Raw genomic sequence first — 24,045 nt, forward strand, 5'->3', positions numbered from 1 at the left:
CCGGTCCTGCTCGACGCCGGATTCGACACCTCGTTGCGATCGCGCAGAACTGAGCGCTCACGCTTGTGCGGGACGACAGCGGAGGGTGAACGGCCACGTTGAACCAAACCCCACCATCCCAGACTCACTCGTGATGACGACCCTGACCGACGACCGTCGTGTGCGCGCGCGTGATGCGTCGCCCGCACGATACTTTTATCTGCATATGTCCCTGGCCTGCGCGGCCACCGCGTTTCTCGGTTTCGCGCCGACCTATTGGGTGCCGCTCGCGCACCGGACGTTGTCCGCAAGCCCCGTGATTCATTTTCACGGATTCTTGTTCTTCACCTGGTCTCTCTATTTCGTGCTGCAGAGCTGGCTCGCGGCCTCGGGGCGTGTGGTCAATCACCGCTCGCTCGGCATCGCCGGCGTGTCGCTCGCCACCGCGATGACGATCTTCGGCTTCCTCGCCTCCGTGCACGTGATGCAGCATTCAGCCGCGCTCGGGCAGCGCGAGGCCGGCATCGGTTTCTCGATCGTGCCGATGAGCGGGATCGCGTTCTTCGCGATCGTGTTCGTGCTCGCGATCGTGAACACGCGCAGGCCCGAGGTTCACAAGCGGCTGATGCTGCTTGCTGCGGTCTCGATCCTCGACGCCGCCATCGCGCGCTGGTTCCTCACCTTCCTGGCGCCTCCCGGCCCTCCCGGCCCGCCGCCGGTGCCGGTCACGATCCCGCCGGCCGTCGTCGCCTCGCTCCTGCTCGTCGTCGCCATGGTGCGCGACTGGCGCGCCGAAGGCCGCGTGCATCCGGTCTATATCTACGGCACGGTGGCGCTGCTGGCGGTGAAGATGCTGAACTGGCCGGTCAGCGAGAGCGCGGCGTGGCATTCGTTCGCCGGCGGGATATTGGCGCTGGCGCAGTAGCTCTCGGTGTCGTCCCGGGTTCGCGCTTTGCGCGCCCCGGGACGACAGCGGAGTTTGAGGCTACGCGCCCGCCTTGCAGGTGATGCCGCCATCGACCACGAGCTCGATCCCCGTCACGTATTTCGACTCGTCCGACGCCAGGAACAGGGCCGCATTGGCGACGTCGAAGGCATCGCCCATGTGCCCCATCGGCACCTGCGCATCGCGGGCGCGCCACATCGCCTCGACGTCGCCCTTGGCGTAGCTGGCGGCGAGGCCTGCGGAATGCTCGACCATCGGCGTCTTCATCAGGCCAGGCAGGATCGCATTGACGCGCACATGGTGGCGCGCGAACTCGATCGCGGTGGTGCGCGTCATCTGGTTCATCGCCGCCTTCGAGGTGCCGTAGGTGACGTAGGAAATGCCCATGTGGCGGATCGAGGCGATCGAGGAGATGTTGATGATCGAGCCGCCGCCCTGCTTCACCATCACGGGAATGACGTGCTTCATGGCGAAATAGGCGCTCTTGAGATTGACGCTGAAGACGCGGTCCCAGCTTTCCTCGGTGACCTCGACCACGCTGCCCATCTCGGCGATGCCGACATTGTTGTCGAGCACGTCGATGCGGCCATAGGCCTTCAAGCACGCCGCGACCATCGCCTCGATCTCGCTCGCGCGGGACACGTCGGCGGTGAACGCCGTCGCCTTGCCGCCCTCGCCGGTGATGATCTTCGCGGTCTCCTCGGCCGCAGCGCCGTTGCGGTCGATGCAGAACACCTGGGCGCCCTCGCGCGCGAAGGTCACCGCGGTGGCCTTGCCGTTACCCCAGCCGGGCCCGATCGAGCCGGCCCCCACCACCATCGCAACTTTGCCCTTGAGCCGATCCATCGCATGTCTCCCGTTTGTTGTTCTTGTAGCCCGGATGAGCGCGGCGACATCCGGGGACCATTGTCCCGCACGTCGCTCCGCTCATGCGGGCTACGGGTTGTCGCAGACCTTCATCGTGGTCACGTTAGCACCAATGGGATGCCCGACAATCTCCGACAATGTCCGGCATTGTCCGTCATGGCACAGCCGCCATTCTCCGGCCGCGCCGGAATTGCCGAGCACGACCTGTTGCATGGCGGCGCGCTTCGGCTGCCACTGAAACCAGCCGTCGACCAGCCGTGCCTCCGGCGGCGGCTCCATGCCGGGGCCGGTGCCCTTGACGCGGGCCTGCACCAGCTCGAGGCCGGCGGCGGTGACGCGCCAATCCTCCTGCCAGTCGACCTTCGCGACCGAATGCGTCCAGACCAGCGTAAAGGCGGACAGCGCCAGCGCCTTCACGCCCAACGCCGTGGCGAAGCAGAGGCTCACACCGCCTCGACCGGCGCCGGCGGACGCTGCCGCCATTGCCACAGTGCGAGCGCCGCGGCGAGCACGAAGCCGGCGGTATCGCTGAACGGGAATTCGCCGAGCAGGCAGAACGCCGCACCGAGCGCGACCAGACGCTCGATGAGCGTCAGCCGCGTGAACAGGAAGCCGATCGCGGCCATGCCGAACAGGCCGATCGCCACCAGTGCCTTCAAGGCCGCCAGCGCCACCGCACCGTAGAAGCCGAGCTGGGCTGCCATGGGATCGCCACCTTGCAGCATCAACGCGGGAGAATAGACGAAGATGAAGGGGATGACGTAGCCGGCGAGCGCGATGCGCATCGCCTCCCAGCCGATCTTGTCCGGGTTCTCCTTGGCGATCGGGGCTGCCGCGAGCGCAGCCAGCGCCACCGGCGGCGAGAGGTCGGCCATGATGCCGTAATAGAACGCGAACATGTGGCTCGCGATCAGCGGCACTCCCAGCTTGGCAAGGGCCGGCGCGGCGAGCGCGGCGGTGATGATGTAGGTCGGGATGGTCGGGATGCCGGTGCCGAGCAGGATCGACAACAGCATGGTCATGATCAGCGCCAGGAACAGGCTCTTCTCGCCGAGCCCGATCACCCAGCCGCCGAAGATGGTACCGACGCCGGTCTGCGACATCATGCCGATGATGACGCCGACGATGGCGCAGGCCATGCCGACGGTGATGGCGGATTTGGCGCTCTCGGCCAGTGCGTCGCGGCAGGAACGCAGCGCCGCAAAGCCGCCGCGGACGAAGGCGGTGATCACGATCAATCCGACGACCACGCTCGCCACCGGCGCAATCTGGAGGCCGTCACGCGACAGCGCGGCGACGACGAGCGCGAGCCCGATCCAGAAGATGTAGCGGATGATTGTTGCCGAGACGCCGGCGGTGATGCTGGTGCCAAGGATCAGCGCCACGGTCAGCGCCAGGCCCATGCTGCCGGCATAGAGCGGCGTGAAGCCCTCGAACAGCATGTAGATCAGGGCTGCGAGCGGCAGCACGAGATACCAGCGCGTCACCAGCGCCTTCCACGCGCTCGGAATCTCCGAGCGCTTCATGCCGACGAGGCCGTGCTTGCCGGCCTCCAGATGCACCATCCAGAACGCGGACGCGAAATAGAGCATCGCCGGGATCGCGGCCGCCTTGACGATCTCCGAATATTGCACGCCGAGCGTCTCGGCCATGATGAAGGCGACCGCACCCATCACCGGCGGCATGATCTGCCCGCCCATCGAAGCCGTGGCCTCGACGCCGGCGGCGAAGGCACGGCGGTAGCCGAACCTGATCATCAAGGGGATGGTGAACTGGCCGACGGTGACGACGTTGGCGACGCCCGAGCCTGAGATCGTGCCCATCATCCCTGAGGCGAACACCGCGACCTTGGCCGGGCCGCCGCGGGTGCGGCCGAACAGGCCGAGCGAGACGTCGGTGAACAGCTGGATCATGCCGGCGCGCTCCAGGAACGAGCCGAACAGGATGAACAGGAAGATGTAGGTGGCCGAGACGTAGATCGGCACGCCGTAGAAGCCTTCGGTGCCGAACGACAGGTGCGTGACGATCTGGTCGAAGCCGTAGCCGCGATGGTTGAGCGGCGAGGGCAGATATTGGCCGAAGAACCAGTAGACGAGGCAGGCGCCGCACATCAGCGGCAGCGCCGGACCCATCAGGCGCCGCGTGCCCTCGAAGATCAGCACCGCCAGCAGCGTGCCGACCACGAGATCGAGCCGCGTCGGGTCGCCGTCGCGCGCGATCAGGTCGGCGTAGAAGATCCATTGGTAGAGCCCGCAGAGGAAGCCGGCACCGCCGATCACCCAGCCGAACGCGCGGCCGGCATTGCTCCTCGCCGTGAAGTTGGCGATCAGGCCGAACGTGAGCAGAACGAGGAAGCCGACATGGACGCCGCGCACCACCTGGCTCGGCAGATAGTTGAAGGCGGCGACATAGAGCTGGAAGATTGCGAAGGCGATGCCGATCCAATAGGCGAGCGCGCCCCAGCCGCGCGGGCCGAAGCCTTCCGGAAAGCCATGCTCGAAATTGTCGAACTCGACCTTGACCTTCTCGGGCGCCGTCGCCGTGCCCTCTGCCTTTTCCAGCATTTCAATCCGTCCCCAACCGTCCAGCGCTTATAACATTGCACAGCGTCTCCAGACCGTCATGCCCGGGCTTGTCCCGGCCATCCACGAGCTTTCTCGCCCAGCCTAAGAACGTGGATGGCCGGGACAAGCCCGGCCATGCCGTCCGATACCGAGACCTGATTACTTGATCAGCCCTTTTTCCTTGTAATAGCGGATCGCGCCGGGGTGCAGCGGAACCGGGCTGCCGCTGGCCGCCGTCTCGAGCTTGATCTCCTTGCCGGCGGCGTGCGCGTTCACGAGCTCTGGCAGCGATTCGTAGACCAGCTTGGTCATCTGATAAGCGAGATCGTCCGACACGGCGGAGCTGGTGACGAGATAGTTGATCACCGCCGCCGTCGGCACGTCCTTGTCCTGGCCGGTATAGGTGTTGGCCGGAATGATCGCGGAGACGAAGGGCGGGCCGATCTTGTCGACCGTCTCCTTCGGCACCGACACCACCGTGATCGGGCTCGAGGTCGACAGGTCCTTCAGCGAGGCGACGCCAAGCCCGGCCGATTGCAGCGTCGCGTTGAGCTGCCGGTTCTTCATCAGATCGACGGATTCGGCGAACGGCAGATACTCGACCTTGCCGAGATCCTTGTAGCTCATGCCGGCCGCCGCCAGGATCGCGCGCGAATTCAGCTCCGTGCCCGACTTCGGCGCACCGACAGAGAGGCTCTTGCCCTTGAGGTCGGCCAGCGTCTTGATGCCGCTGTCGGCGGTCGCGACGATCTGGATGTAGTTCGGATAGATCGCGCCGATGGTGCGGAGCTTGTCGAGCTTGGTCTTGAAGCCGGCTTCCTCCTCGCCGTTCCAGGCGGCTTTCAGCGAGTCGCCCAGCGTGAAAGCCAGCTCGCCGCGACCCTGCTGCAGCAGGATCAGGTTCTCGACCGACGCCTTGGTGGCCTGCACCTGCGTCTTCACGTTCGGGATCTTGTCGCCGTAGATCTTTCCGATCGCGACGCCGAGCGGATAATACACGCCGGAGGTGCCCCCGGTCAGCACGTTGATGAAGGATTGCGCCTGCGCGCAAGGTGCCGACGCCGCCAGAGCAAGAGCCGCGGCAACGCCGAAAATGGTCCGTTTCATGGTTGTTGTTCTCCCCAAACCAGTCGCGAAATTGGCTGGATGAGGCATGCGGGTCAACCCATCCAAAAGACAAAACAGGCGTGCGGTAAAGATCCGGCTTGATTTTTCGGGAACCCGGCGGTTGCGGGGATTTTCCTCCAGGGATTGTCCCAATGCGGAGACAGCCTTTTCCCAGCCCTCCCCCGCAAGCGAGGAGGGAGCACACCGTCGCTGGCACTCTACTGGAACGTCATGTCCAGGCACTTCGAAATGTCGGAGCCGAGGCCGGAGGAGATGGTGATGCAGCCGCGCACCTTCTGCGCGCCGACGTCGGCGGCCCAGGCCGAATAGCCGCCGGGCCCGAAGAACGAGTTGGTGTTCGGCGGCTCGGTCTCGGTCGCATCGAAATCATACTTGCCGTCGGTCTCGAAGATGCGCGGCTTCTTGATGCAGCCGCCGTCGGTCTGGACGTTGATGACTTCCTTGTTGTCGCGGGTCAGCGCCAGCGAGACCTGGCAGCGGAAATATTCCGAGGTCTTGGTGTTGAAGAGATAGGTGTAGGATTTGCATGTCGCCGTGTTCAGCTTGCCCGGGGCAAGGCCGCGGCTGCACGAAATGCGCTGGTTGTGGCTGAGCTGGTAATCATCGGCCCGGGCGGCCGGCGCCAGCGCCGTCAACGACAATGCAGCAGCCCAGCAAAGTTTGATCACATGGCGCATCCGAATCATCCCTATCGAAAATTTTGTCGAGTTGCGTTCTAGACGGAAAGCGGAACATAGTCGCGAGGGGACGGAGGGAAAATCACAAACTGCGGGACAAGACGTGATGCGCTGCGGCGCTTTCGCAAATTGACCTGGATACATTGTTCGTGATTTGTTCAAGATTGATGCCCACGACGGGGAGGATGGGACATGGCGTTTTCAACGAAGACACTTGCACTTGTTTCGGGCGCCTTGGTAGCGCTGCTCGGCGCGCTCGCCGCGCCCGCATGCGCGCAATCGACGGCAACGCCCTGGGAGCTCAAGCCCGACATGGGCTATGCGTATGACAGGGACGGCAAGACCTATTCCTACAAGATGGGCACCAGCAATGCCGGCGAGCTGCTGAAGGGCGCCAAGAAGGTGCCGAAGGGCACGCTGTTCTTCATCGGCCAGAACGGCCAGCTCTACATGCGCAGCGGCCCCTACCTCGAAGGCGACGGCAAGTTCAAGTTCGGGCCGGATCAGTAGGGGCAAGGTGCCGTAGGGTGGGCAAAGGCGCGCACTTCGCGCGCCGTGCCCACCATCTGTCACCGCATCGAAGGTGGTGGGCACGCTTCGCTTTGCCCACCCTACGACAGCTCGCCAGCGTTTAAAACGCCGCCGCCAATTCCCTGGCGCCGGGCTTGCCGCTGTTCACGTCCATCCGATCGTCCGTCACCGCCAGCAGCTTGGCCACCGTGTTGTGGCGGATCGCGACCGGATTGCGCTCATAGCCGCCGCGCTGGAAGAAGTTCGAGGTCGGCACCTGCTCGCGCATGGCCTGCGGCATCGTCACCATATCGAGCCCGGTGCCGTCGCCGGTGAGGTTCATCATCTCGAGCTCAGCCGCGGAGAGCGGGCGCGTGTGTCCCTTGGCCCGGGCGAAATGCACCGACGTCAGCAGCTTGTGGGTCTGCAGCATCGGCCCGATATCGATGTCGAGCACCATCGCATGCATGGCCCAGCCTTGGGGAGTGCTGCCCATCTTCTCGTGCTCCGACCAGGTGTCGGGCACCGATTTGGCGTGCGCCACCATTTTCTTCAGGACAGCGAGCTTGTGCTCGAGCGCATGCCGCGCCGGCCCTGACGTCCGCGCCACCTTCTCGGACAACGCGCGAATGATTTCGTGTCCCTGCTCCGCCAGCAGCTCGACGCTGTTGGTGGTCAGGAGCTGGTTGTACCCCATCGCGGTCGAGATCGCGCGCTTGCCGCCATGCTCGATTCCCGCCTGCACGTCGTGGCTGCCTGTGCCGCCGGTCTCGAAGGCGTAGACCCGCACGGCCTGCTCGCGCGTCAGCCCGGAGGCGAGCGCGTAGCGCGCATAGGCGCGCTTGAACTCGGCCTCGCTGGACGGGCGCTGCGGCGTGAACTGGTAGAGCTCCTGCGCCGCGCGCAGGAAATCGGCGACCACGGGAATGGGCTTGCGGGGCGGCCGCTCCGGCGTTTCCTCCGGCTCCGGATTCACCGGCTTCTTCGGACCATTGTAGAGCGGCGGATGCTGCAGCACGTAATCGTCGAGCGTCACCTGCTGCCCGCTGCGCCGCTTGGCATTGCGCCCTTTTCGCTTCTCCGAGATCTGGCTCCAATAGGCGCTTGCCTCGGCGTCGAAGGCCGCGCGCGCGGCCTGATATTCGGCGAGCTTGCGGCGATATTCGAGCACGGCCGGCGAAGCCCCGGCGCCTTGCGCAAAGAATTGCGACAGCAGCTGGGCGTTGGCGCCGCGGACGGACGGTGCGATCAGGACAAGCGCAAGTGGAACCAGCGCCAATGTGTTTCGAATCGATCGATGCATGCCGCCCTCTTAGCAGGCATCCGGTAACCGTCACGTTAACGCGCCGTTTACCATGTCACTTCCATGCGAACACCGGCTGTTCCAGCTCGGTGACGCGGGTGTGCCGCCCCGCCAGCACCTCGCGGAACTGGTAGATCAGCGCCGCCGTCGGCGCGTGGATCAGGCTCATCTGGTGATGGAACCGGATCACGCGGCGCGTGCTTTCGGGAATCGCCGTGAAATCGAAGGCCTCGTCGCGTTCGATCGTGTCGAGTGCGATGCGATGGACGGAGGCTACCTCGTCCGGATTCGGAATGATCGCGGCACTGTCGACTGCCCAAACCACGACCGGCGTGATCAGATAGCCGGAGCGGGTCGGATAATCGTCGAGCAGGCCGAGCACCGCCTCGGCCGGAAGCTTGAGCGCGAGCTCCTCGTCGAGCTCGCGCAGCGCCGCCTCGACCGGCGTCTCGCCGGCATCGCAGCGTCCGCCGGGCAGCGCCCATTGGCCACGATGCGCGCGCAGGTGTGAGGCACGCTTGGTGAGCAGGAAGGCGGTGTCGCCACCGTCGCTGGATTCGGTCAGCGCCAGCACCACCGCGGCGCGCTTCAACGCCGACGGCATGGCCTCGTCGGGCAGCCGCGCGAAGGACGCGCAGGCCTCTGCGATATTCCGCCGGGTGGCATCGCCGAAAGGTCTCATGGTGCTTGACTACACCACGTCCCGCCTCGATGAAACGAGGATGCAAGCACAGGAATGGACGAGATGACCAACAAGGCCGCGGCAAGGCTGAAATCAGAGGGCTGGAGCATCCTCGAGACCACCGGCTTCATGCACCTGGTCGGCCCCTTGTGGGAGCGCAAGGTCGACAGCCAATACGAGTTCGCGCTCGCGACCGAGGACAAGCACCACAACCGCCGCGGCATGGTCCAGGGCGGCGTGATGATGACTTTCGCCGACCGCACCTGCGGCATGACCGCCCGCTACGTCTCCGGCAAGGAGTTCATGGCGACGGTGCAGCTCGACACCCATTTCGTCGAGGCCGGCCAGATCGGCGACATCCTGATCTCGCGCCCGCGCGTGGTGCGCTCGACGCGCAGCCTGATCTTCATGAGCACCGAGGTGACGGTCGACGACCGCTGCATCGTGATGGCGAACGGCGTGTTCAAGATTCTGAAGGGACCGGGGTAGGCTCGCGTTAGGCTGTGCTAACCACACCCACCGCTGTCGTCGCCCGGCTTGACCGGGCGACCCAGTACGCTGCGGCTTCTCGGCTCCATCACAACCGTCTCTGGAATACTGGATCGCCCGATCAAGTCGGGCGATGACACCGAATATGCGGCATGAGCGTGCCCGCCGTCATTGCGAGCGCAGCGAAGCAATCCAGAATCCCTCCACGGACACATTTCTGGATTGCTTCGCTGCGCTCGCAATAACGGAACTGGGCGGCTATGCTCATACAGAGGAAGCAGCAAGGATAGTCCATGCACTACCGCCAACTCGGCCGCTCCGGCCTGAAAGTGTCGCCGATCTGCCTGGGCACCATGATGTTCGGCGGGCCGACCGATGAAGCCGCCTCGAAGCGGATCATCGACAAGGCACGCGGGGCCGGCATCAACTTCATCGATACGGCCGACGCCTATTCGAAAGGCGCATCCGAACAGGTCGTCGGCCGCGCCATTGCCGGCGACAGGCACGCCTGGGTGCTCGCGACGAAGCTCGCCAACCCGATGGGCGATGATCCCAACCGTGTCGGCCTGTCGCGGCGCTGGGTGCTGCAGGCCGCTGACGAGAGCCTGAAACGGCTCGGCACCGACCACATCGACATCTACTATCTGCACAAGGAAGACCATTCGACGCCGCTGGAGGAGACGGTGCGTGCGATGGGCGACCTGATCCGCGCGGGCAAGGTTCGCTATTTCGGCGTCTCCAACTACCGCGCCTGGCGCGTCGCCGAGATCTGCAACATCTGCGACCGGCTCGGCATCGACCGTCCCGCGGTGAGCCAGCCCTATTACAACGCCATGAACCGCATGCCCGAGGTCGAGCACTTCCCGGCCTGCTCTTATTACGGCCTCGGCATCGTCCCCTATAGTCCTTTGGCGCGCGGCGTGCTCACCGGCAAGTACAAGCCGGACGCCACCCCCGACAAGGAGACCCGCGCGGGGCGCAACGACACCCGCATGATGCAGACCGAATGGCGGCCGGAATCGCTTCAGCTTGCGCAGGAGATCAAGGCGCACGCCGAGAGCAAGGGCATCACCGCCGGCCAGTTCGCGGTTGCCTGGGTGCTCAACTCCGCCTTCGTCTCCTCGATCGTCGCGGGTCCCCGCACCGAGGAGCAATGGGACGGCTACATCGGCGCGCTCGACTATCGCTTCACCGCGGAGGACGAGGCGCTGATCGACCGGCTGGTCACCCCGGGCCATCCCTCGACGCCGGGCTACAACGATCCCGCCTACCCGATCGAAGGCCGCCGCGCCCGGACGGCATGACCTCGCGGAGACGACGATGGCGCATCAAGACCGCTACGGCCTGCCGCTCTCCACCGCATCCGACGTGGCTGCCGGCGCCTATCGCGACGGCGTCGACCTCATGCTGTCGGGGTGGACCGGCATGGCGGAGACGCTGGAGCGCGCGATTGCGGCCGACCCGGATTTCGCGCTCGCCCATATCGCCCGTGCCCGCGTGCACGCCTTCTACCAGCAAGGCGATCAGGCGCGGAGCAAGGCGGCGCTCGCACGCGAGCTGGTGGCCAGGCGCGGCACCGAGCGCGAGCGCTCGCATGTCGAGACGCTGGCGCTGTCGATCGAGGGCCGGCTGCCCGAGGCGATCGCATCGACGCTGAGGCACATCGAGAGCTGGCCGCGCGATGCCTTGGTGCTGTCGCTGCCGCTCGGTGCGTTCGGCCTGTTCGCCTTCTCCGGCATGGCCGACCACGACCGCGCGCGGCACGAGCTGTGCGGGCGCGTCGCGCAGCATTATGGCGAGGACTGGTGGTTCCTGACCATGGCCGGCTGGGCAATGACCGAGAATGGCGACGTCGCCCGCGGCCGCGCCGTCACCGAGCGCGGCTTCAATTTGCGCCGGGCGAACGCCCATGCCGCGCATGCGGTGTTGCACGCAATGTTCGAGGACGGCTCGATCGAGGCGGCCGATCGCCTCGTCGACGACTGGATTCCGACCTACGACCGCACCGGCCTCTTGCACGGCCATATTCGCTGGCACCAGGCGCTCGGCGCGCTCGAGCAGGACGATTCGGCACGCGCGCTCGCGATCTATGCCGACGTGCTTCAACCGGCGGTCACCCAGGCGCCGCCGCTCAACGTCATCACCGACGCCGCCTCGCTGCTCTGGCGCCTGTCGGCGTACGGCCACACCGTGCCGGACACGCTGTGGCAGGACGCCGACGCCGCCGCGCAGAAGATGTTTCCGAAGTCGAGCCTGTCCTTCGCCGACGTCCACATGGCGCTGTTCGCGGCGGCGACGCAGAACCACGCGGCGCTGGCCGCGCGCCTTGCGACCATCGAGCAGCGGCTCGCCGAGGGCAAGCTGCCGGCCGGCCCCGTCGTGCCGGCCATCGTCCGTGCGCTGGCGGCCTTTGCCGACGAGGATTACACCTCTTGTGTGCAGACGCTCGCGCCTGTTCTCACCGAGGTCGTGCGGATCGGCGGCAGCCACGCGCAGCGCGAGCTGATCGAGGACACTTTCATCGTCGCGCTGATGCGCAGCGGCGAGCTGCCCCGCGCCCGCGCCCTGCTGGACGCCCGCCTGCACCGCCGGCCATCCCTTCGGGATCGGCGCTGGCAGACGGCGATGGCTAGTTTTGCCACGAAAAAAACACCGGCCTGACGGCAAGTGCCGGGCGGACGGGTTGGCGATGTCAAGCGAATCGCCGTCGGGGTGGCGCGGTGGTATTCCAGACGGGTCTTGCAGAACAAACGGGATCGCAACCAATTTGCGGTTCGATGGTCATGCTGCGGAACTTTTCCGCCGCCACGGCCCTCCGGCATACGAGCCCGACGATGCGCCTTCGCCGACCGGTCCTCGCCGTCGCCTTGACCATGGGCTGGGTCGTGGGCTTGGCAAGTCCTTGTTTTGCCGAGACTTCCAACCCGATCCCGGTCAACAATCCGCCGGCGCAGCAGAATGCCTTCATCGACCTGCTGGCGCTGATGTCCGGCCATTGCAAGACGTTCAAGGTCGCCGGCCGCACCTTTGCCTGCAAGACGGTGGCCTACGCCCATGGCGACAAAGGCCGGGTCAATTTCGCGGTCGCGGTCGACGATCCCGCCGACGACAGCCACGTCGTGTCGTTCTCCGGCGAGAACGGCAAGCGTGCCGACGACAATTCCTACGAGCTGCGGATCGACCGCATGTTGCTCAACTCCAAGCACCGTCCCAAGGTCGACGGCCTGCCGGTGCCGGCCGAGCAGACCTCCACCGGCCTCTGCCGCCAGACCGGCAATTTCGCCGCCAGGAAGGTGAACGACGTCACCTGCTCCGCCACCGACAGCGAGGGCCGGCGCTACGAATTGCTGTTCGTCTCCGACGGCACGCCGGTCAGCGTGCGCCGTATCCGCCAATCGGCACCGTCGATCCAGGACCCGTTCAAGTAGCTCTTCTCGCCTCTCCCCGTGAGAACGGGGCGAGGGAGAAGCGGCTTCACGCGAACGCTTTCTCCAGCGTCGCAAAGATCACCGATAGCGACTTGTCGTGCCGCGTCACCGGCGGCACCGGGCGATCGACCTTCATGAGCTGGTAGACCGCCATCTGCGCCGCACGCACCGAATATTCGACGGTGAACACGACGTCGTCAGGGATTTCGACGAATTGGCTGACAAAGGCGAGATTGACGGAATTCTTCGGCACCGGGAGCGGCCGGTCGGCCAGGTTGCGCGGCATGAACATGCTGGTGATGTAGGGCATGCGGCAGGGGATGCAGATCGCATCCTCCAGCACGCTCGCGTCGAAGTTCAGGTGGCCGCAGAGCTCCTTCAGGATCTCGGCACCGCCGCAATCGGACATCGGCTTGGCGACGAAATTGCCGACGCGGTCGGGATGCAGCGCATAGCCCCAGAACACCTGCACGTTGCTCGGCTGCCCCGTGAAGTGCGGCTGGTGATAGAGCACGACCGACATCAGCCAGTTGGAATCCTTGAACGTGACAAGACCGCCGGTGCCGGCCCGGTTGCCCGAGAACGCTTCCATCCGGTCGAAGAACCGTGGATCGCGGCAGGTGACGGTGAAGGACAGCCAGTAGGATTCGGGGATCGAACTGTTGAACACGGACGGGTTGCCGAAATCGGGACGTCCTTGCGCGATCGTCTCCCACAGCGTCCAGCCCTGGCTGTCCTTCTTGGTCAGGCGCGGCGGCGGCTCGGTCATCGAGCCGAGGCTCGAGGCGTCCGTCATCGAGCCGTTCTGGAAGAAGACGATGTCGTCGTCCTCGAGCCGGACATTGGCCGTGCGACTGTCGCGGTCGAGCGTGAGCTGGCGCACGCGCAGGCGCGCGCCCTCGGCCTCGAACGCCATGTCGGTGACGCGCGTGCCGCGCACGAACTGCACGTCCTGGCGCTTGAGCCAGTCGGCGAGCGGCCGCACGATCGCGTCGTACTGATTGTAGACCGTGCGCTTGACGCCGGCGAGCGTCTCGATGCGCGGAAATTCGCTCATGAAGCGATGCAGATAGCGCTTCAGCTCGACCGCACTGTGCCAGGGCTGGAAGGCGAAGGTGGTCTGCCACATGTACCAGAAATTGGACTCGAAGAATCCGGGCGACAGCCAGTCGGTGATGCGGCTGTTGCCGAGCGCCTCTTCCGAGGCCTCGGTGAGCCGCAGCAGCTCCAGCCGGTCGCGCGCGGAAAAGCCCATATGCGAGACGTCGATCTTGAAGCGGTTGCGGTCGACCAGACGTGCCCTGGAGTGCGCCGGATTCTCCACGTTGAAGGCGATGGTCTCGTCGCGCACGCTGAGGCCGGGATGCTCGAGCGAGGGAATGCTCGAGAGCAGGTCCCAGGTGCATTCGTAATGGTCGGTGGTGAGCATGCGCCCGCCGCGCAGCGAATAGGCGCCGTTCGCGAGCTGCGCGCCGTCGAGGCTGCCGCCGATCAGCGGCTGCGCCTCGTAGATCACGATGTCGCGCCCCGGCAGCTGCGCATCGCGAACGAGGAACGCCGCGCCTGCGAGCGATCCAATGCCACCGCCGATGAAATACGCCTTCATGACTTGCCTCGATTGCAGTTCGAATGTCGCGGCAAGATTGCACGGTGTGGCGGCACCCAAAGTTGCGCTGGATCAAGGGGGAGGCGAAGCGCAATCACGTCGACGTTATCGAGCTCGGCTTCTTCGCGTAGATGTGCTCGATCTCGTCCGCGAAGCGGCGCTCGATCGCGGGCCGCTTGTTCTTCAGCGTCGGCGTGAGCAGGCCCGCCGCAATGGTCCACGGATCCAGTGTCCACCACACCGCGCGCGGCGTCGCGTAGGACGGATAGGCCTTCACGGCCGCGGCGATCCTGGCCAGCAGCGCCGCCCGCTCCGCCGCGCCGCCTTGCTGGCCGCGCGCCGCCAGCCGTTCCTTCTCCTCGACCCAGGCCTTGGCATTCAGCACGACCAGAGCGGCGAGGAACGGCCGCTGCTCGCCGACCACCAGCGCCTGCTCGAACAAGGGATCGGCGAGGATCGCGGTCTCCAGATCCACCGGCGCGATCTTCTCGCCGGTGGAGGTGATCAGGATGTCCTTGATGCGGCCGGTGATGGTGATGCGCCCATCCTCGATGCGGGCCTGGTCGCCGGTGTGCAGCCAGCCGTCGATGTCCTTGGCGCGGCGCGTTTCCTCCGGCTTGTGCCAGTAGCCCAGCATCACGCTGGGGCCGCGCACCAGCAATTCGTCGTTCTCACCCAGCTTGACCTCGACGCCGTCGAGGACGTGGCCGACCGAATGCGGATCGTTGTCGTCGGGAGTATTGACGGAGACCACCGGCGAGGTCTCCGTCATGCCGTAGCCCTGGAGCACGTCGAGCCCGAGCGCGAGAAACAGGCCGATGACGGGCTCCGCGATCGGTGCGCCGCCGGAGACCGCGACGCGCAGGCGGCCACCGAGCTGCGCCAGCACCTTGTCGGCGACGAGGCGCTTGAGCAGCGGCCAAGCCAGCCGGTCCAGCAGCGACGGTACGTCATGCCGCTGCCGCGCATCGAAGCGCCGCCCGCCGACGGCGATGGTAAGGTCGAGCAGCGTGCGTTCGATCCAGCCCGCCGATGCGCGATGCTGCAGGATCAGCGCGTAGATCCGTTCGTAGATCCGCGGCACCGAGACCAGCACCGTCGGCCGTACATGCTGCAGATCCTCCGAGAGCTGCGGCACTGAGCGTGCATAGGCGACACAGGCGCCGATCGCGATCGGGTAGTAATAGCCGCCGGTGCGCTCGAACGTGTGCGAGAGCGGCAGGAAGGACAGGAAGACGTCGTGCGGCTCGGCTTTGACGCGGCGCGCGATCGCCTTCACGTTGGCGACCACGTTGCCATGCGACAGCATCACGCCCTTCGGCCGCCCCGTGGTCCCCGAAGTGTAGACGATCGCAGCGAGATCGTCCGGCTCGATCGCGACATCGGGCAGCGGCGCGGTCGCGCCAGGTGCTTGCGCCAGCCAGTGGTCGAGCCCGACGATGCGCGCATCCGGCGTGATGAGCCCGCCTGCATCCGCGCAGACGACGCGCTTGAGATGGTCGAGCGGCTGGCCGGTCGCCACGATCGCCTGCCAGCGCTCCAGCGTATCGATGAACAGGACCAGCGCGCCGGAATCGGCGAGGACGTAGGCGATGCTGTCGGGATTGTCGACGGCGTGCATCGGCACCGGCACCAGGCCACGCGACAGCGCCGCCTGGTCCATGGCGATATGCGCGACACCGTTCGGCATCAGGATGGCGATACGCTCGCCCGGCGCGAGCGCCTCCGCGGCGAGCGCCCGCCGCCACAGCTCGAATTCCGCATCGATCTCGCGCCAGGACTGGCTGACCCAGCGCTGGGCGGCCGCGTCGAAATGACGATAGGCCTCCGCCGCCGGCGTCGCCTTGACGCGCCAGCGCAGCAGCTGCGGCAACGTCCTGATCTCGGCAAGGCCGCCCGGTTGACCCGCCGGCCCCGGCATAGCGCTCTCTTGCATCGCATCGATTCCCGACATGTGGTGCTTCGATACTAGACCGGCCAATCCTCGCCGCTTTGATCCTCAGCAAGGCGGCCATGCGTTGGAGCGGCTCATGACGCGCGACCGACTGCTTCTGCGGCCCTCGGATGTCGAGGACTGAGATGATCGCATCGAATCGTCGCAGCGTGAGATGGGGCAATACTAAGGCAGAGAGGGCGCGACAATCGATCGCGCAACGTTGTCTCGTTCACGAACGTTAACGTACGTTCATCGGAACCAGTGTCTGCGTCGTTTCGACGCCGGAACGCGGCGTGCGCACGCCCGTTGTGTCACGACATTCAACTGGAGTGATGACATGAAGTATCTCATTGTCGCGATGGCGGTCGGAGCTGCGGCGCTTGCCGGTGGATCGGCGGCGAACGCGGCCGGCAGTTCGAGCGCCAAGCAGGGCGTGCAGGAAAGTCAGACCACCGACATCAGCGCGCACCGCAGGCACCATCGCTGGCATGGCCACCATCATCATTGGCGGCACAGCCACTACCGGCCGTACTACCAAAGCTACGGCTATTACCCGCGCCATCACGGCTATTACGGCGGCGGGCCGTACGGATATTATCGCGGCGGCCCCGGCGTGACGTTCAGCTTCGGCGGCGGACGCTGGTGAGACAGGAGGCCCGCAGCAATGCGGGCCTCTCTCTTTTCATGCCCGGATGATCCCGGCTTTATTCTCGCAGAATGTTCCCGGCGGTCTCCAGGCCGCTCGCCAGCGCCGCTTCGACCGTGCCCATGTCGGGCCCGCGATAGAGCGCCTCACCGGAGAACAGCACCCTCCCATCGGCGCGCGCCAGCATCGCCTGCGCCGCGCGCGTGCGCGGTGTCGCCCAGGAATAGGCGCCGCGGGCAAAGCGATCGTGCGCCCAGTTGGTGGCCGCCGCCGCCACGAGCTCGCCCGCGACGTCCTCGCGCGGCAGCCTGAAGATGGCGGCGAGCGAATCGAGTCCGGCCTCGATCAGTCCTTGCGAATCGAGGCCGTCCAGTTCCGCGGTGCGCGGGCCGCCGAACCAGCCGGTGAGTATCGCATGCCGGCTCGGATATTGCGTCCACCACACCGGGATCCTCTCGTCTGACAGCAGGAAGGTCATGCCTGCGAGATCCCGTTGCCGCTCGCGCCACCATGGCCGCGCGAAGCGAAGCAGGATCTTGATGACATTGCCGAAGCCGATGTCGTTGGTGGCGGCAAGCTTCGCACGCGCGCTCGCCGGCAGGGCGATCTCGCGCAGCAAGGGCAGCGGCACCGTGAGGATCACCCGGTCGCAGCCATGTCCCTGGCCGCCGGCGCAGCGAACGACAACCTCGCGACCGCCCTCCTCGATCGCCGTCACCACGCAGCCGAGACGGATGGCGACGCCGTGCCTGCGGCAGTCAGCCGCCAGGAAATCGACCAGCCCGCCATAGCCGCCGTCGATGCGCGCCTGCGGAGCATGCCCGCCATCCATCCATTCCTCGCGCAGCGCCAGGGTCGAGGCGCGCTCGGGGTCGGCCGCGTCGTAGCCCTCGACCATCCGCTCGATCGAATGGCGCATCGGCGCATAATCGTCCCCGGCAAAATGCCGGCGCAGGAATTCGGCAACGGGGAGATCGTCCTGCAAATCCCTCAGCACGGCTTGCAGCTCGGCCTCGTGGGCGTCGTCCTGCCGCTCGCGCGAGAGCGTCGTCCCGTCGAAGCTCCACTGCTCGCCTTCGATCGCCTGAAGCGACAGCCCGGCCTCGCGCAGCAGTCGACGCGTAAGCGGTGCCTCGCCATGGACGAATTCGGCGCCGCCCTCGGCGGCATAGCCGAACTCCGAGGCCGGCAGCGGGTGGATGCGGCCGCCGCAGCGCGTGCGCGCTTCCAGCACCGTCACCTTGCGGCCGGCCCGCGCCAGCTCGCGCGCCGCCATCAGGCCCGCGGCACCGGCGCCGACGATGACGATGTGCTTGGACGTATCGGACATGGCCGGCATCACCGGCCTGCGGCCGGCGGATCGTTCCTGATCAGGTAGCGCAGCAGCAGGACCCCGCCGCCTAGCTCGCGCATGCTCTCCAGCGTCATCGCCGCGATCGGCGCACGCTTGTCGCTGTCAGCTTCCGTCGAGGAGAATACGAAGGGCGCGCCGGTGGCGCCGTCGATTGCGGGACTGAGGATCAGGTTGAATTCGTCGATCAGGCCGGCACGCAGGAACGCGCCATTGGCAACGCCGCCGCCCTCGACCAGGGGACGCTTCACGCCGAGCTCGCGGTGGAGGATGTCCAGCACCAGCGCCAGGTCGATTTCCGACTTGCCGGCGAAGATATAGGACACGCCCTCGCCGCGCAGCCCTGCGAGATGCGAATCCGGCACGCTCTCGGTCAGCACGACGACGATCGGGTCGCCGCCGATGTCCGAGCGGCCCCAGCCGATCTTGCCCTGCGCATCGAGCACGACGCCATAGGCTTTCGCGTCGCGCCGAGCGAACCAGTTTTGGCGCGGAAATGTCTCGCGCGTCTCGGTCGGGTACGGCTTGCCCTTGGCGAACTCCGACCCGGTGACGCGGCCGATGACCCAGGCATCGCCGCCGAGCTCCTCATGGATCGTCTCGAACCAGTCGGTGCCCGCGCCCTTCGGACGCCAGCGGCTGGGATGGGTGCGGCCGTCCAGGCTGGAGTGCATCAGACAGATCACGTAGGGCTTCATGCAACTCTCCGGAAATGCGTTTTACACCGTGGGCCGGTCGCCCTTGTCATCGCCCTTGTCTTCGCCTTTGGCGCGATCGCTAACGATCGTTGCGAGCGGATTGGGCTCTGGCAGCGCGACCAGCTGCAGCGTGTTGGTGTCGCGATGATTGAACGGCGCGCCGCGCACGAACAACTCGGTCTGGATCAGATAGGTCCAGCTGCCGTCGTCGTTGAAGGTGATGTCGCAGCGATAGGAATCGGTGCGGAACGCCTGTTCCAGGAAATCGGTCGAGCATATGCCATAAGCGGTGTCGCCGCGCCTGGCGGTGACCGAGATGGTCTTGTCGCCGGCTGCGGCCTTGCCCGAGGCCAGCAGCACCTGCCCGCGCGGAATCGCCAGCGTCTGCATGATCAGCCCGGTCGCGGGCTCCCACAGCCAATAGCCGACCTGGTCGTGGAAGGTGATGTCTTCCTCGGGCGTGTTGATGTGGATGTGATAGCGCAGCCCGTAGAGCAGCTGCGGGCCATTCGCCTGCGGATCGATCGGGTCCATGCGGATGCGCTCGATGAAGGTCCGTCGTTCCGGCCCGTCCGCCTTCGGATTGATGTCGATGCCCTTGTCCGCCTGCCAACGGCCGGCGAGGCGGCGCAGCGGACCGAGATTGGCAAGGCCGTCCGGCGAGACGTCTTCCGGCTCGGTGAAGATGTCGGCGGGAATGGGAAGCATGAACGTCCTCGCGGCAGGTTGCGGGAACAGCCATAGCATGGCGGCGCGAACCTGGCGTGTGCTCACGCCTCACAATCGCGAATGGACATCGGCGTTGCGCGCGGGGCGATCGCCGGGCTTTTGAGGAAGACCGTGCATTGCCTGTCGCGGTAGCGTTCTCGGACAATACGACGGATGGCCTGCCTCAGGCGGAACGGTGCCGAACCTGTTCGTTCAACTGGTCACGCGCTGACGGTCGATGCGTCGATCTCGCCAGGCGCGCGACATCGCTTCCGATGTCGGCGACAGCCGTTCTCAAGCCGCTTCCGACAGCGATTTCGCGCGCTGCTCGAGCATGGCGATCGTGGCGACCAGATTGTCCCGCCGCGCGCGAAGGTTAAGCGCGAGCAGCGGATAGGTCGGCTGCTGCGCGTCAAACACCCCGGCTTTGGCCTCCACTTCGAGAATATCCGTATTCAAGAGCCGAACGCGCCACCACAGATCGGCGATCAACGCATCGAGCCGGAGCTCGCCGGCAGTATCAGTACGGGACACTTCTTGCATCGCTTGCCTCAACCTGAAACGGGCCTCTCCGCCGAGGCCCGGCTTTGGTCAGGACTGAGCAAGCAGAGTGCCAAAGCCGACGGCCACGTCCGCTGACCTTCCGGAACTCGCAAGAATCCCTGTTCCGCAGTGATCCGGCGGCCGGCCCCGGTCGTTTTCAGCCCAAGAGGTCGCTTGTCGAGGCGCTATGATCGCTGCTATCCGGGCTTTGAATGTGCCAATCCGGGCTGAGGCTGGTTTTCCCCGGAGGGTTGCGGGGCGGCTGTCGATTGGTGCGAGCAAAGGGCCGAAGACAAAGGTGGATTGGGCTGATTTGATCGGACGCGTCGCCTCTGACGGCGACCGGGAGGCTTTCAAGCGGCTGTTCGAGCATTTCGCGCCCCGCATCAAGGGGCTGATGCTCAAAGCCGGCTGCAGCCCCGACGAGGCGGAAGAGATCGCCCAAAACAGCATGATCGCCGTATGGCGGAAGGCGCACCAGTTCGACCCTGCGACAGCCGGCGCGCCGGCCTGGATTTTCACGATCGCGCGCAATCTGCGGATCGATTTGTTCCGCCGCCGGGCCCGGCTCGACCGCCTGGAAGCCGGATCTGAGCTGCCTGATGCAGCGGATCAAGCCGAACCGGCCGATATCCTGATTTCGCGCGGGCAGGAAGCCGCACGGATCGCATCAGCCATCAAGCAACTCTCGGCGGAGCAATCCACGGTGGTGAAGCTATCGTTCATCGAGGAAAGACCGCATCCGGAAATCGCGAGCGCGCTCGGGATTCCGCTCGGGACGGTCAAGTCACGGATCAGGCTGGCGATGAACCGGTTACGCGACATTTTGGACGAAGAAGCATGACGATCAGCCATCATCCGCCGGAAGATCTTCTGGCCGATTTCGCGGCCGGCAGGCTGGAAGAGGCCCATCACCTGGTCGTCGGGGTGCACGTGGCAGGCTGCGCGCGCTGCGCCCGCTTCGTGCAGGCCATCGAGCAGCTCGCGGGCGCCGCGCTGGAGGATGTCGAGCCGGTGCCCACCGCACCGGATGCGTTCGATCGCGTGATGTCGCGAATTCACGACGCTCCGGCACATACAGCCGCGGCGCCCCTCACGTCCGACACGGATGATGATATTCCGCCGGCACTGCGAAAATATCGCATCGGCAAGCGCAGGCGTGTCGCGCCGGGTCTCAGCCTGCGCCCGATCGAGCTGTCCGGCTCAGGCACGGCCCGTGCTTTCCTGCTTCGGTCAGCGCCAGGCTCGCGCATGCTCGAACACACCCACACCGGCACCGAGTTGACGCTCGTGCTCGAGGGCAGCTTCAGCCATGAGGGCGGACGCTTTGGCCCTGGGGATTTCGACTACGGCGACGACGAGATCGATCATCGTCCCATCGTCGGCACCGAAGGCCCCTGCCTCTGCCTGGTCGCGATGACCGGCGACCTGCGCATGAACGGCTTGCTCGGCCGACTGATTGGGCCCTTCGTGCGTCTGTAACCTGCCTCGCCCTTCTCCCGCCGGGTGATCCGCGCCTGCGCCCGGAGCGTTTCGTAGGAAACGCAAGGGAGACAGGACATGGCCTGTTCGAGTCCGGCAAGTCAGGTGCCGAGCGAGAGGTTGCAGGAAGTGCTGGCCCGCGTCTCCGCAGGCGAGCCACGCGCCTTCGCAGAGCTCCATACGCTGACGCGCGGCAGACTGCGCAGGATCGCGCTGACCGTTGGCGCCTCGCCGCACGATGCCGACGACATCCTCCAGGAAAGCTTCTTGAAGATCTGGCGCAACGCCGCTCGGTTCGATTCCCGTCGGGCATCGGCCATGACCTGGATGTCCGCAATCGTCCGAAACACCGCGATCGATCATCTGCGGATCAGAAGACAGCCAAGTCTCGAACTGGACAAGGCGCTCATGGTCCCGACGGCAGCCGGGCCATCGCCGACCGAGGATTTCGATTACGCCGGCGCCGAACCCATTGCCTTGGGAGCATTGGCTCGCCTGCCGGCAGATCGCCGCAGGCTGGTCGCTCTGGCTTATCTCGAAGGTGAGAGCCGCGCGAGCCTGTCTCAGCGCTTCGGCGTGCCGGTCGGCACCATCAAGACCTGGCTGCACCGGACCATGTTGACGGTGCGCAAGGATTGCCTTGCCGCATCGGCCGCGGCCTGAAGCCGGCAAGAGCCCGTGCATGGACGCCGAGATCATTGAATTTCCCGAGCGTGGACGCGAGAACCGACTTGTCGCCGCGACGGCAAGGCTCGAAGCGATTGTGCGAGAAGTCGAAAGTATCGCATCCGACGAGCCTGCAGCCGACGCCGATCGGCTGCTCGCAATGATGGAGCGCATGGGCGATCGACTGGTCGATCTCGCAGGCCTTTTGCTCGACCAGGAGTCGAAGCTGCAAGCTCAGAGGGCGTTTAAATCCCTGTCCGACAAGATCGCGGAAACCCGCGAAGCGTTCGGGCAGCTCGGAGACCGCAAGCAGACCTGACGCGAGGTCAAGCCGGCTCTGTCGCGCCAGATCTTGCTTGAGCCAAGCCTTGGTTGCGCGGGATCAGTGCGCCAGCTTCTGCGCGACAACGAATCCGATCCAGGCACTGATGCCGGCGAGAAACGATCCCCAGCAAACGTCCGCAAGGGTCAGGCCGGTCGACCAGTTGCGCAGCGTCGCCTGGTTGGTCAGATCGTAGGTCGCGTAGGTGAAACAGCCGAGCAGCAGGCCGGATGTAAACGCGCGCAGCGCGCCGCCATCCTGCTGCGCGGGCAGCACGGCAAACCAGATCAGGCCGACGGGATACAACAGGTAGAACGCGGCCGCGGCCGCCAGGTTGGGCTGAGCCCGCAACATATCGCCCAGCACCGGCCGATACAGCCTCTCGACCATGAGCGTGAGCCAGACCATGTCGATCGCAACGAAGGTCACGGCCACCGCAAGATAGGTCAAGAAAAGGTTCATGCCCGCGTTCCCAGTCCGGCTGCATCTGACCGGCTCGTCGCGCCGATCGTCAGGTTAACGACCCGCAAGCCGTGACGGATCACATCGGCAAGTCGCTTGCCTTTGCGCCCAGTCAGCGGTCCGCAATCGCGAGAACATGATCACACAACCTGTCGCACCGGCCATGGGAAGAATGCGCTGGTGCGCGCCTGGTACTGACGATATCGCTCGCCGCGCGATTTCAGCATCTGCTCCTCGAGCGGCGGTATTCCCGTCACATGGACCAGGATCCAGTACATGATCGCTGGCGCCGCCAGGCTGGCCCAACCCCATGCATATCCGGGCGACAGCGCGATGACCGGGTAAGCCAGCCACCCCAGCCATTCGAAGAAATAGTTCGGATGACGCGACCAGCGCCATACACCGACATCGCAGACGAGCCCGGCGTTGGATGGGCTGAGCTTGAAGCGCCGCAGCTGCCGGTCCGCCAATGCCTCGCCGGCGACGGCAATCAGGATGATGACGATCCCGGCATAGTCCTGCAGGCGCAGTTCAGGCGCCGGCGCGTGCGCCGCGAGGAAGACGGCGAACGGCAGCGGCACCGAGACCAGCGCCTGCGACTGCAGGAACAGGAACATCCGGCGAGGCGCCGCAGCTCCCCATTGCCGCGCGTAGTTCGCATAGCGTGGGTCGTCGATCCCCGCTGCGGAGCGGCGCGCAATGTGCGTCCCAAGCCTCACCGACCAAAGCAGCACCAGCGCTCCGACCAGGAACCGGCGAGCCGGGGAACCGCCGTCGAGCGGCCACAAAGCTGCACCTGCGCCAACGAGACCGGTCGCGTAGGACCAGATCGCGTCGACCCAGCCGGAATTGCCGGTGCGCTGCTGAACGACCCAGGCCAGGGCCATCAAAAGGCAGAGGGCCAAAGCAATGCCGCCTATCGCCTGAATGTGCAGAAGAATCATACCCTCACCGCAATCGACCTCTCTGGATACGGCCGCTGGGCGCGCCGGTTTCGGTCGGTGGCGGGGCGCCGGACGGCCAGCAAAGTGATCTGCGCCATCTCGCCAAGC

At 65.8% G+C, this 24,045-nt stretch carries 26 protein-coding genes; 11 read left to right on the forward strand and 15 right to left on the reverse strand.

From position 1 onward, the window contains the following. The first annotated feature begins 133 nt into the window (after positions 1-133). Positions 134-904: a hypothetical protein gene (locus tag DCM79_RS01900; protein WP_257178298.1), complete on the forward strand. Its 771-nt coding sequence runs from the start codon at positions 134-136 to the stop codon at positions 902-904. Positions 905-964: 60 nt separating this feature from the next. On the opposite strand, the gene DCM79_RS01905 is transcribed toward DCM79_RS01900, so the two are convergent. From DCM79_RS01905 to DCM79_RS01925, 5 genes are all read right to left on the reverse strand, one after another. Then, on the reverse strand, positions 965-1,771 hold the full coding sequence (locus DCM79_RS01905; protein WP_257178300.1) for an SDR family NAD(P)-dependent oxidoreductase: 807 nt from the start codon (positions 1,769-1,771) through the stop codon (positions 965-967). A gap of 90 nt (positions 1,772-1,861) precedes the next feature. Then, positions 1,862-2,275 carry a DUF1850 domain-containing protein gene (locus DCM79_RS01910; RefSeq protein WP_257178302.1) on the reverse strand — a complete coding sequence of 138 codons (414 nt, stop codon included), beginning with the start codon at positions 2,273-2,275 and terminating at the stop codon, positions 1,862-1,864. Further along, on the reverse strand, positions 2,236-4,356 hold the full coding sequence (locus DCM79_RS01915) for a TRAP transporter permease (protein WP_257178304.1): 2,121 nt from the start codon (positions 4,354-4,356) through the stop codon (positions 2,236-2,238). The genes DCM79_RS01910 and DCM79_RS01915 overlap by 40 nt, the downstream gene beginning before the upstream one ends. Before the next feature lie 159 nt (positions 4,357-4,515). Further along, complete coding sequence (locus DCM79_RS01920; protein WP_028138712.1) at positions 4,516-5,463, reverse strand: TAXI family TRAP transporter solute-binding subunit; 948 nt, start codon at positions 5,461-5,463, stop codon at positions 4,516-4,518. A gap of 218 nt (positions 5,464-5,681) precedes the next feature. Beyond that, positions 5,682-6,161, reverse strand: a complete 480-nt coding sequence (locus DCM79_RS01925) for a hypothetical protein (RefSeq protein ID WP_257178306.1) — start codon at positions 6,159-6,161, stop codon at positions 5,682-5,684. Positions 6,162-6,353: 192 nt separating this feature from the next. On the opposite strand from DCM79_RS01925, the gene DCM79_RS01930 reads away from it, so the two are divergent. Continuing rightward, positions 6,354-6,671: a hypothetical protein gene (locus DCM79_RS01930; protein WP_257178308.1), complete on the forward strand. Its 318-nt coding sequence runs from the start codon at positions 6,354-6,356 to the stop codon at positions 6,669-6,671. Positions 6,672-6,792: 121 nt separating this feature from the next. Here the strand turns inward: DCM79_RS01930 and DCM79_RS01935 are convergent, their stop codons facing one another. After that, a complete protein-coding gene (locus DCM79_RS01935; RefSeq protein WP_257178310.1) occupies positions 6,793-7,974 on the reverse strand; it encodes a hypothetical protein in 1,182 nt (393 codons plus the stop codon). A gap of 55 nt (positions 7,975-8,029) precedes the next feature. Beyond that, a complete protein-coding gene (locus DCM79_RS01940) occupies positions 8,030-8,656 on the reverse strand; it encodes a CoA pyrophosphatase (protein ID WP_257178311.1) in 627 nt (208 codons plus the stop codon). Positions 8,657-8,719: 63 nt separating this feature from the next. Here DCM79_RS01940 and DCM79_RS01945 point away from each other — a divergent pair, with 63 nt between their 5' ends. The 4 genes from DCM79_RS01945 to DCM79_RS01960 all read left to right on the forward strand — a co-directional run bounded on the left by DCM79_RS01945 (position 8,720) and on the right by DCM79_RS01960 (position 12,573). Then, positions 8,720-9,145 carry a PaaI family thioesterase gene (locus DCM79_RS01945; protein ID WP_257180927.1) on the forward strand — a complete coding sequence of 142 codons (426 nt, stop codon included), beginning with the start codon at positions 8,720-8,722 and terminating at the stop codon, positions 9,143-9,145. Between the two features lie 293 nt (positions 9,146-9,438). Further along, positions 9,439-10,449: an aldo/keto reductase gene (locus tag DCM79_RS01950; protein WP_257178313.1), complete on the forward strand. Its 1,011-nt coding sequence runs from the start codon at positions 9,439-9,441 to the stop codon at positions 10,447-10,449. A gap of 16 nt (positions 10,450-10,465) precedes the next feature. Continuing rightward, a complete protein-coding gene (locus tag DCM79_RS01955; protein WP_257178315.1) occupies positions 10,466-11,806 on the forward strand; it encodes a tetratricopeptide repeat protein in 1,341 nt (446 codons plus the stop codon). 173 nt (positions 11,807-11,979) lie between these two features. Then, positions 11,980-12,573 carry a hypothetical protein gene (locus tag DCM79_RS01960; RefSeq protein WP_257178320.1) on the forward strand — a complete coding sequence of 198 codons (594 nt, stop codon included), beginning with the start codon at positions 11,980-11,982 and terminating at the stop codon, positions 12,571-12,573. A 46-nt stretch (positions 12,574-12,619) separates the two neighbouring features. On the opposite strand, the gene DCM79_RS01965 is transcribed toward DCM79_RS01960, so the two are convergent. Together DCM79_RS01965 and DCM79_RS01970 are read right to left on the reverse strand one after the other, a co-directional pair. Further along, entirely contained in the window at positions 12,620-14,197 is a 1,578-nt protein-coding gene (locus DCM79_RS01965; protein ID WP_257180928.1) for an oleate hydratase, read from the reverse strand. 76 nt (positions 14,198-14,273) lie between these two features. Then, entirely contained in the window at positions 14,274-16,115 is a 1,842-nt protein-coding gene (locus DCM79_RS01970; protein WP_257178321.1) for a long-chain fatty acid--CoA ligase, read from the reverse strand. Positions 16,116-16,452: 337 nt separating this feature from the next. On the opposite strand from DCM79_RS01970, the gene DCM79_RS01975 reads away from it, so the two are divergent. After that, positions 16,453-16,761 (forward strand): hypothetical protein, encoded by a 309-nt coding sequence (locus tag DCM79_RS01975; protein ID WP_257178322.1) that lies wholly within the window; start codon positions 16,453-16,455, stop codon positions 16,759-16,761. 58 nt (positions 16,762-16,819) lie between these two features. Here the strand turns inward: DCM79_RS01975 and DCM79_RS01980 are convergent, their stop codons facing one another. From DCM79_RS01980 to DCM79_RS01995, 4 genes are all read right to left on the reverse strand, one after another. Continuing rightward, the gene (locus DCM79_RS01980) at positions 16,820-18,091 is read right to left on the reverse strand and encodes an NAD(P)/FAD-dependent oxidoreductase (RefSeq protein WP_257178323.1); all 1,272 of its coding nucleotides are present in this window, start codon (positions 18,089-18,091) and stop codon (positions 16,820-16,822) included. Positions 18,092-18,099: 8 nt separating this feature from the next. Next, positions 18,100-18,810, reverse strand: coding sequence for a dihydrofolate reductase family protein (locus DCM79_RS01985; protein WP_257178324.1), 711 nt, complete (start codon positions 18,808-18,810; stop codon positions 18,100-18,102). Between the two features lie 21 nt (positions 18,811-18,831). Next, entirely contained in the window at positions 18,832-19,518 is a 687-nt protein-coding gene (locus tag DCM79_RS01990) for an FABP family protein (RefSeq protein WP_257178332.1), read from the reverse strand. Positions 19,519-19,812: 294 nt separating this feature from the next. Further along, positions 19,813-20,061: a hypothetical protein gene (locus tag DCM79_RS01995; RefSeq protein ID WP_257178334.1), complete on the reverse strand. Its 249-nt coding sequence runs from the start codon at positions 20,059-20,061 to the stop codon at positions 19,813-19,815. Positions 20,062-20,359: 298 nt separating this feature from the next. On the opposite strand from DCM79_RS01995, the gene DCM79_RS02000 reads away from it, so the two are divergent. The 4 genes from DCM79_RS02000 to DCM79_RS02015 all read left to right on the forward strand — a co-directional run bounded on the left by DCM79_RS02000 (position 20,360) and on the right by DCM79_RS02015 (position 22,528). Then, a complete protein-coding gene (locus DCM79_RS02000; RefSeq protein ID WP_257180929.1) occupies positions 20,360-20,905 on the forward strand; it encodes a sigma-70 family RNA polymerase sigma factor in 546 nt (181 codons plus the stop codon). Continuing rightward, positions 20,902-21,543, forward strand: a complete 642-nt coding sequence (locus DCM79_RS02005) for a ChrR family anti-sigma-E factor (protein ID WP_257178337.1) — start codon at positions 20,902-20,904, stop codon at positions 21,541-21,543. The genes DCM79_RS02000 and DCM79_RS02005 overlap by 4 nt, the downstream gene beginning before the upstream one ends. 78 nt (positions 21,544-21,621) lie before the next feature. Then, a complete protein-coding gene (locus DCM79_RS02010) occupies positions 21,622-22,206 on the forward strand; it encodes an RNA polymerase sigma factor (protein WP_257178338.1) in 585 nt (194 codons plus the stop codon). A gap of 19 nt (positions 22,207-22,225) precedes the next feature. After that, the gene (locus DCM79_RS02015; protein WP_257178340.1) at positions 22,226-22,528 is read left to right on the forward strand and encodes a hypothetical protein; all 303 of its coding nucleotides are present in this window, start codon (positions 22,226-22,228) and stop codon (positions 22,526-22,528) included. A gap of 63 nt (positions 22,529-22,591) precedes the next feature. On the opposite strand, the gene DCM79_RS02020 is transcribed toward DCM79_RS02015, so the two are convergent. Both DCM79_RS02020 and DCM79_RS02025 read right to left on the reverse strand, forming a co-directional pair. Further along, on the reverse strand, positions 22,592-22,993 hold the full coding sequence (locus tag DCM79_RS02020; protein ID WP_257178341.1) for a DUF2177 family protein: 402 nt from the start codon (positions 22,991-22,993) through the stop codon (positions 22,592-22,594). Between the two features lie 140 nt (positions 22,994-23,133). Continuing rightward, positions 23,134-23,937: a DUF1295 domain-containing protein gene (locus DCM79_RS02025; RefSeq protein ID WP_257178343.1), complete on the reverse strand. Its 804-nt coding sequence runs from the start codon at positions 23,935-23,937 to the stop codon at positions 23,134-23,136. Positions 23,938-24,045: the final 108 nt, after the last annotated feature.

This window comes from Bradyrhizobium sp. WBOS07, assembly GCF_024585165.1.
Classification (GTDB): Bacteria; Pseudomonadota; Alphaproteobacteria; order Rhizobiales; family Xanthobacteraceae; genus Bradyrhizobium; species Bradyrhizobium japonicum_B.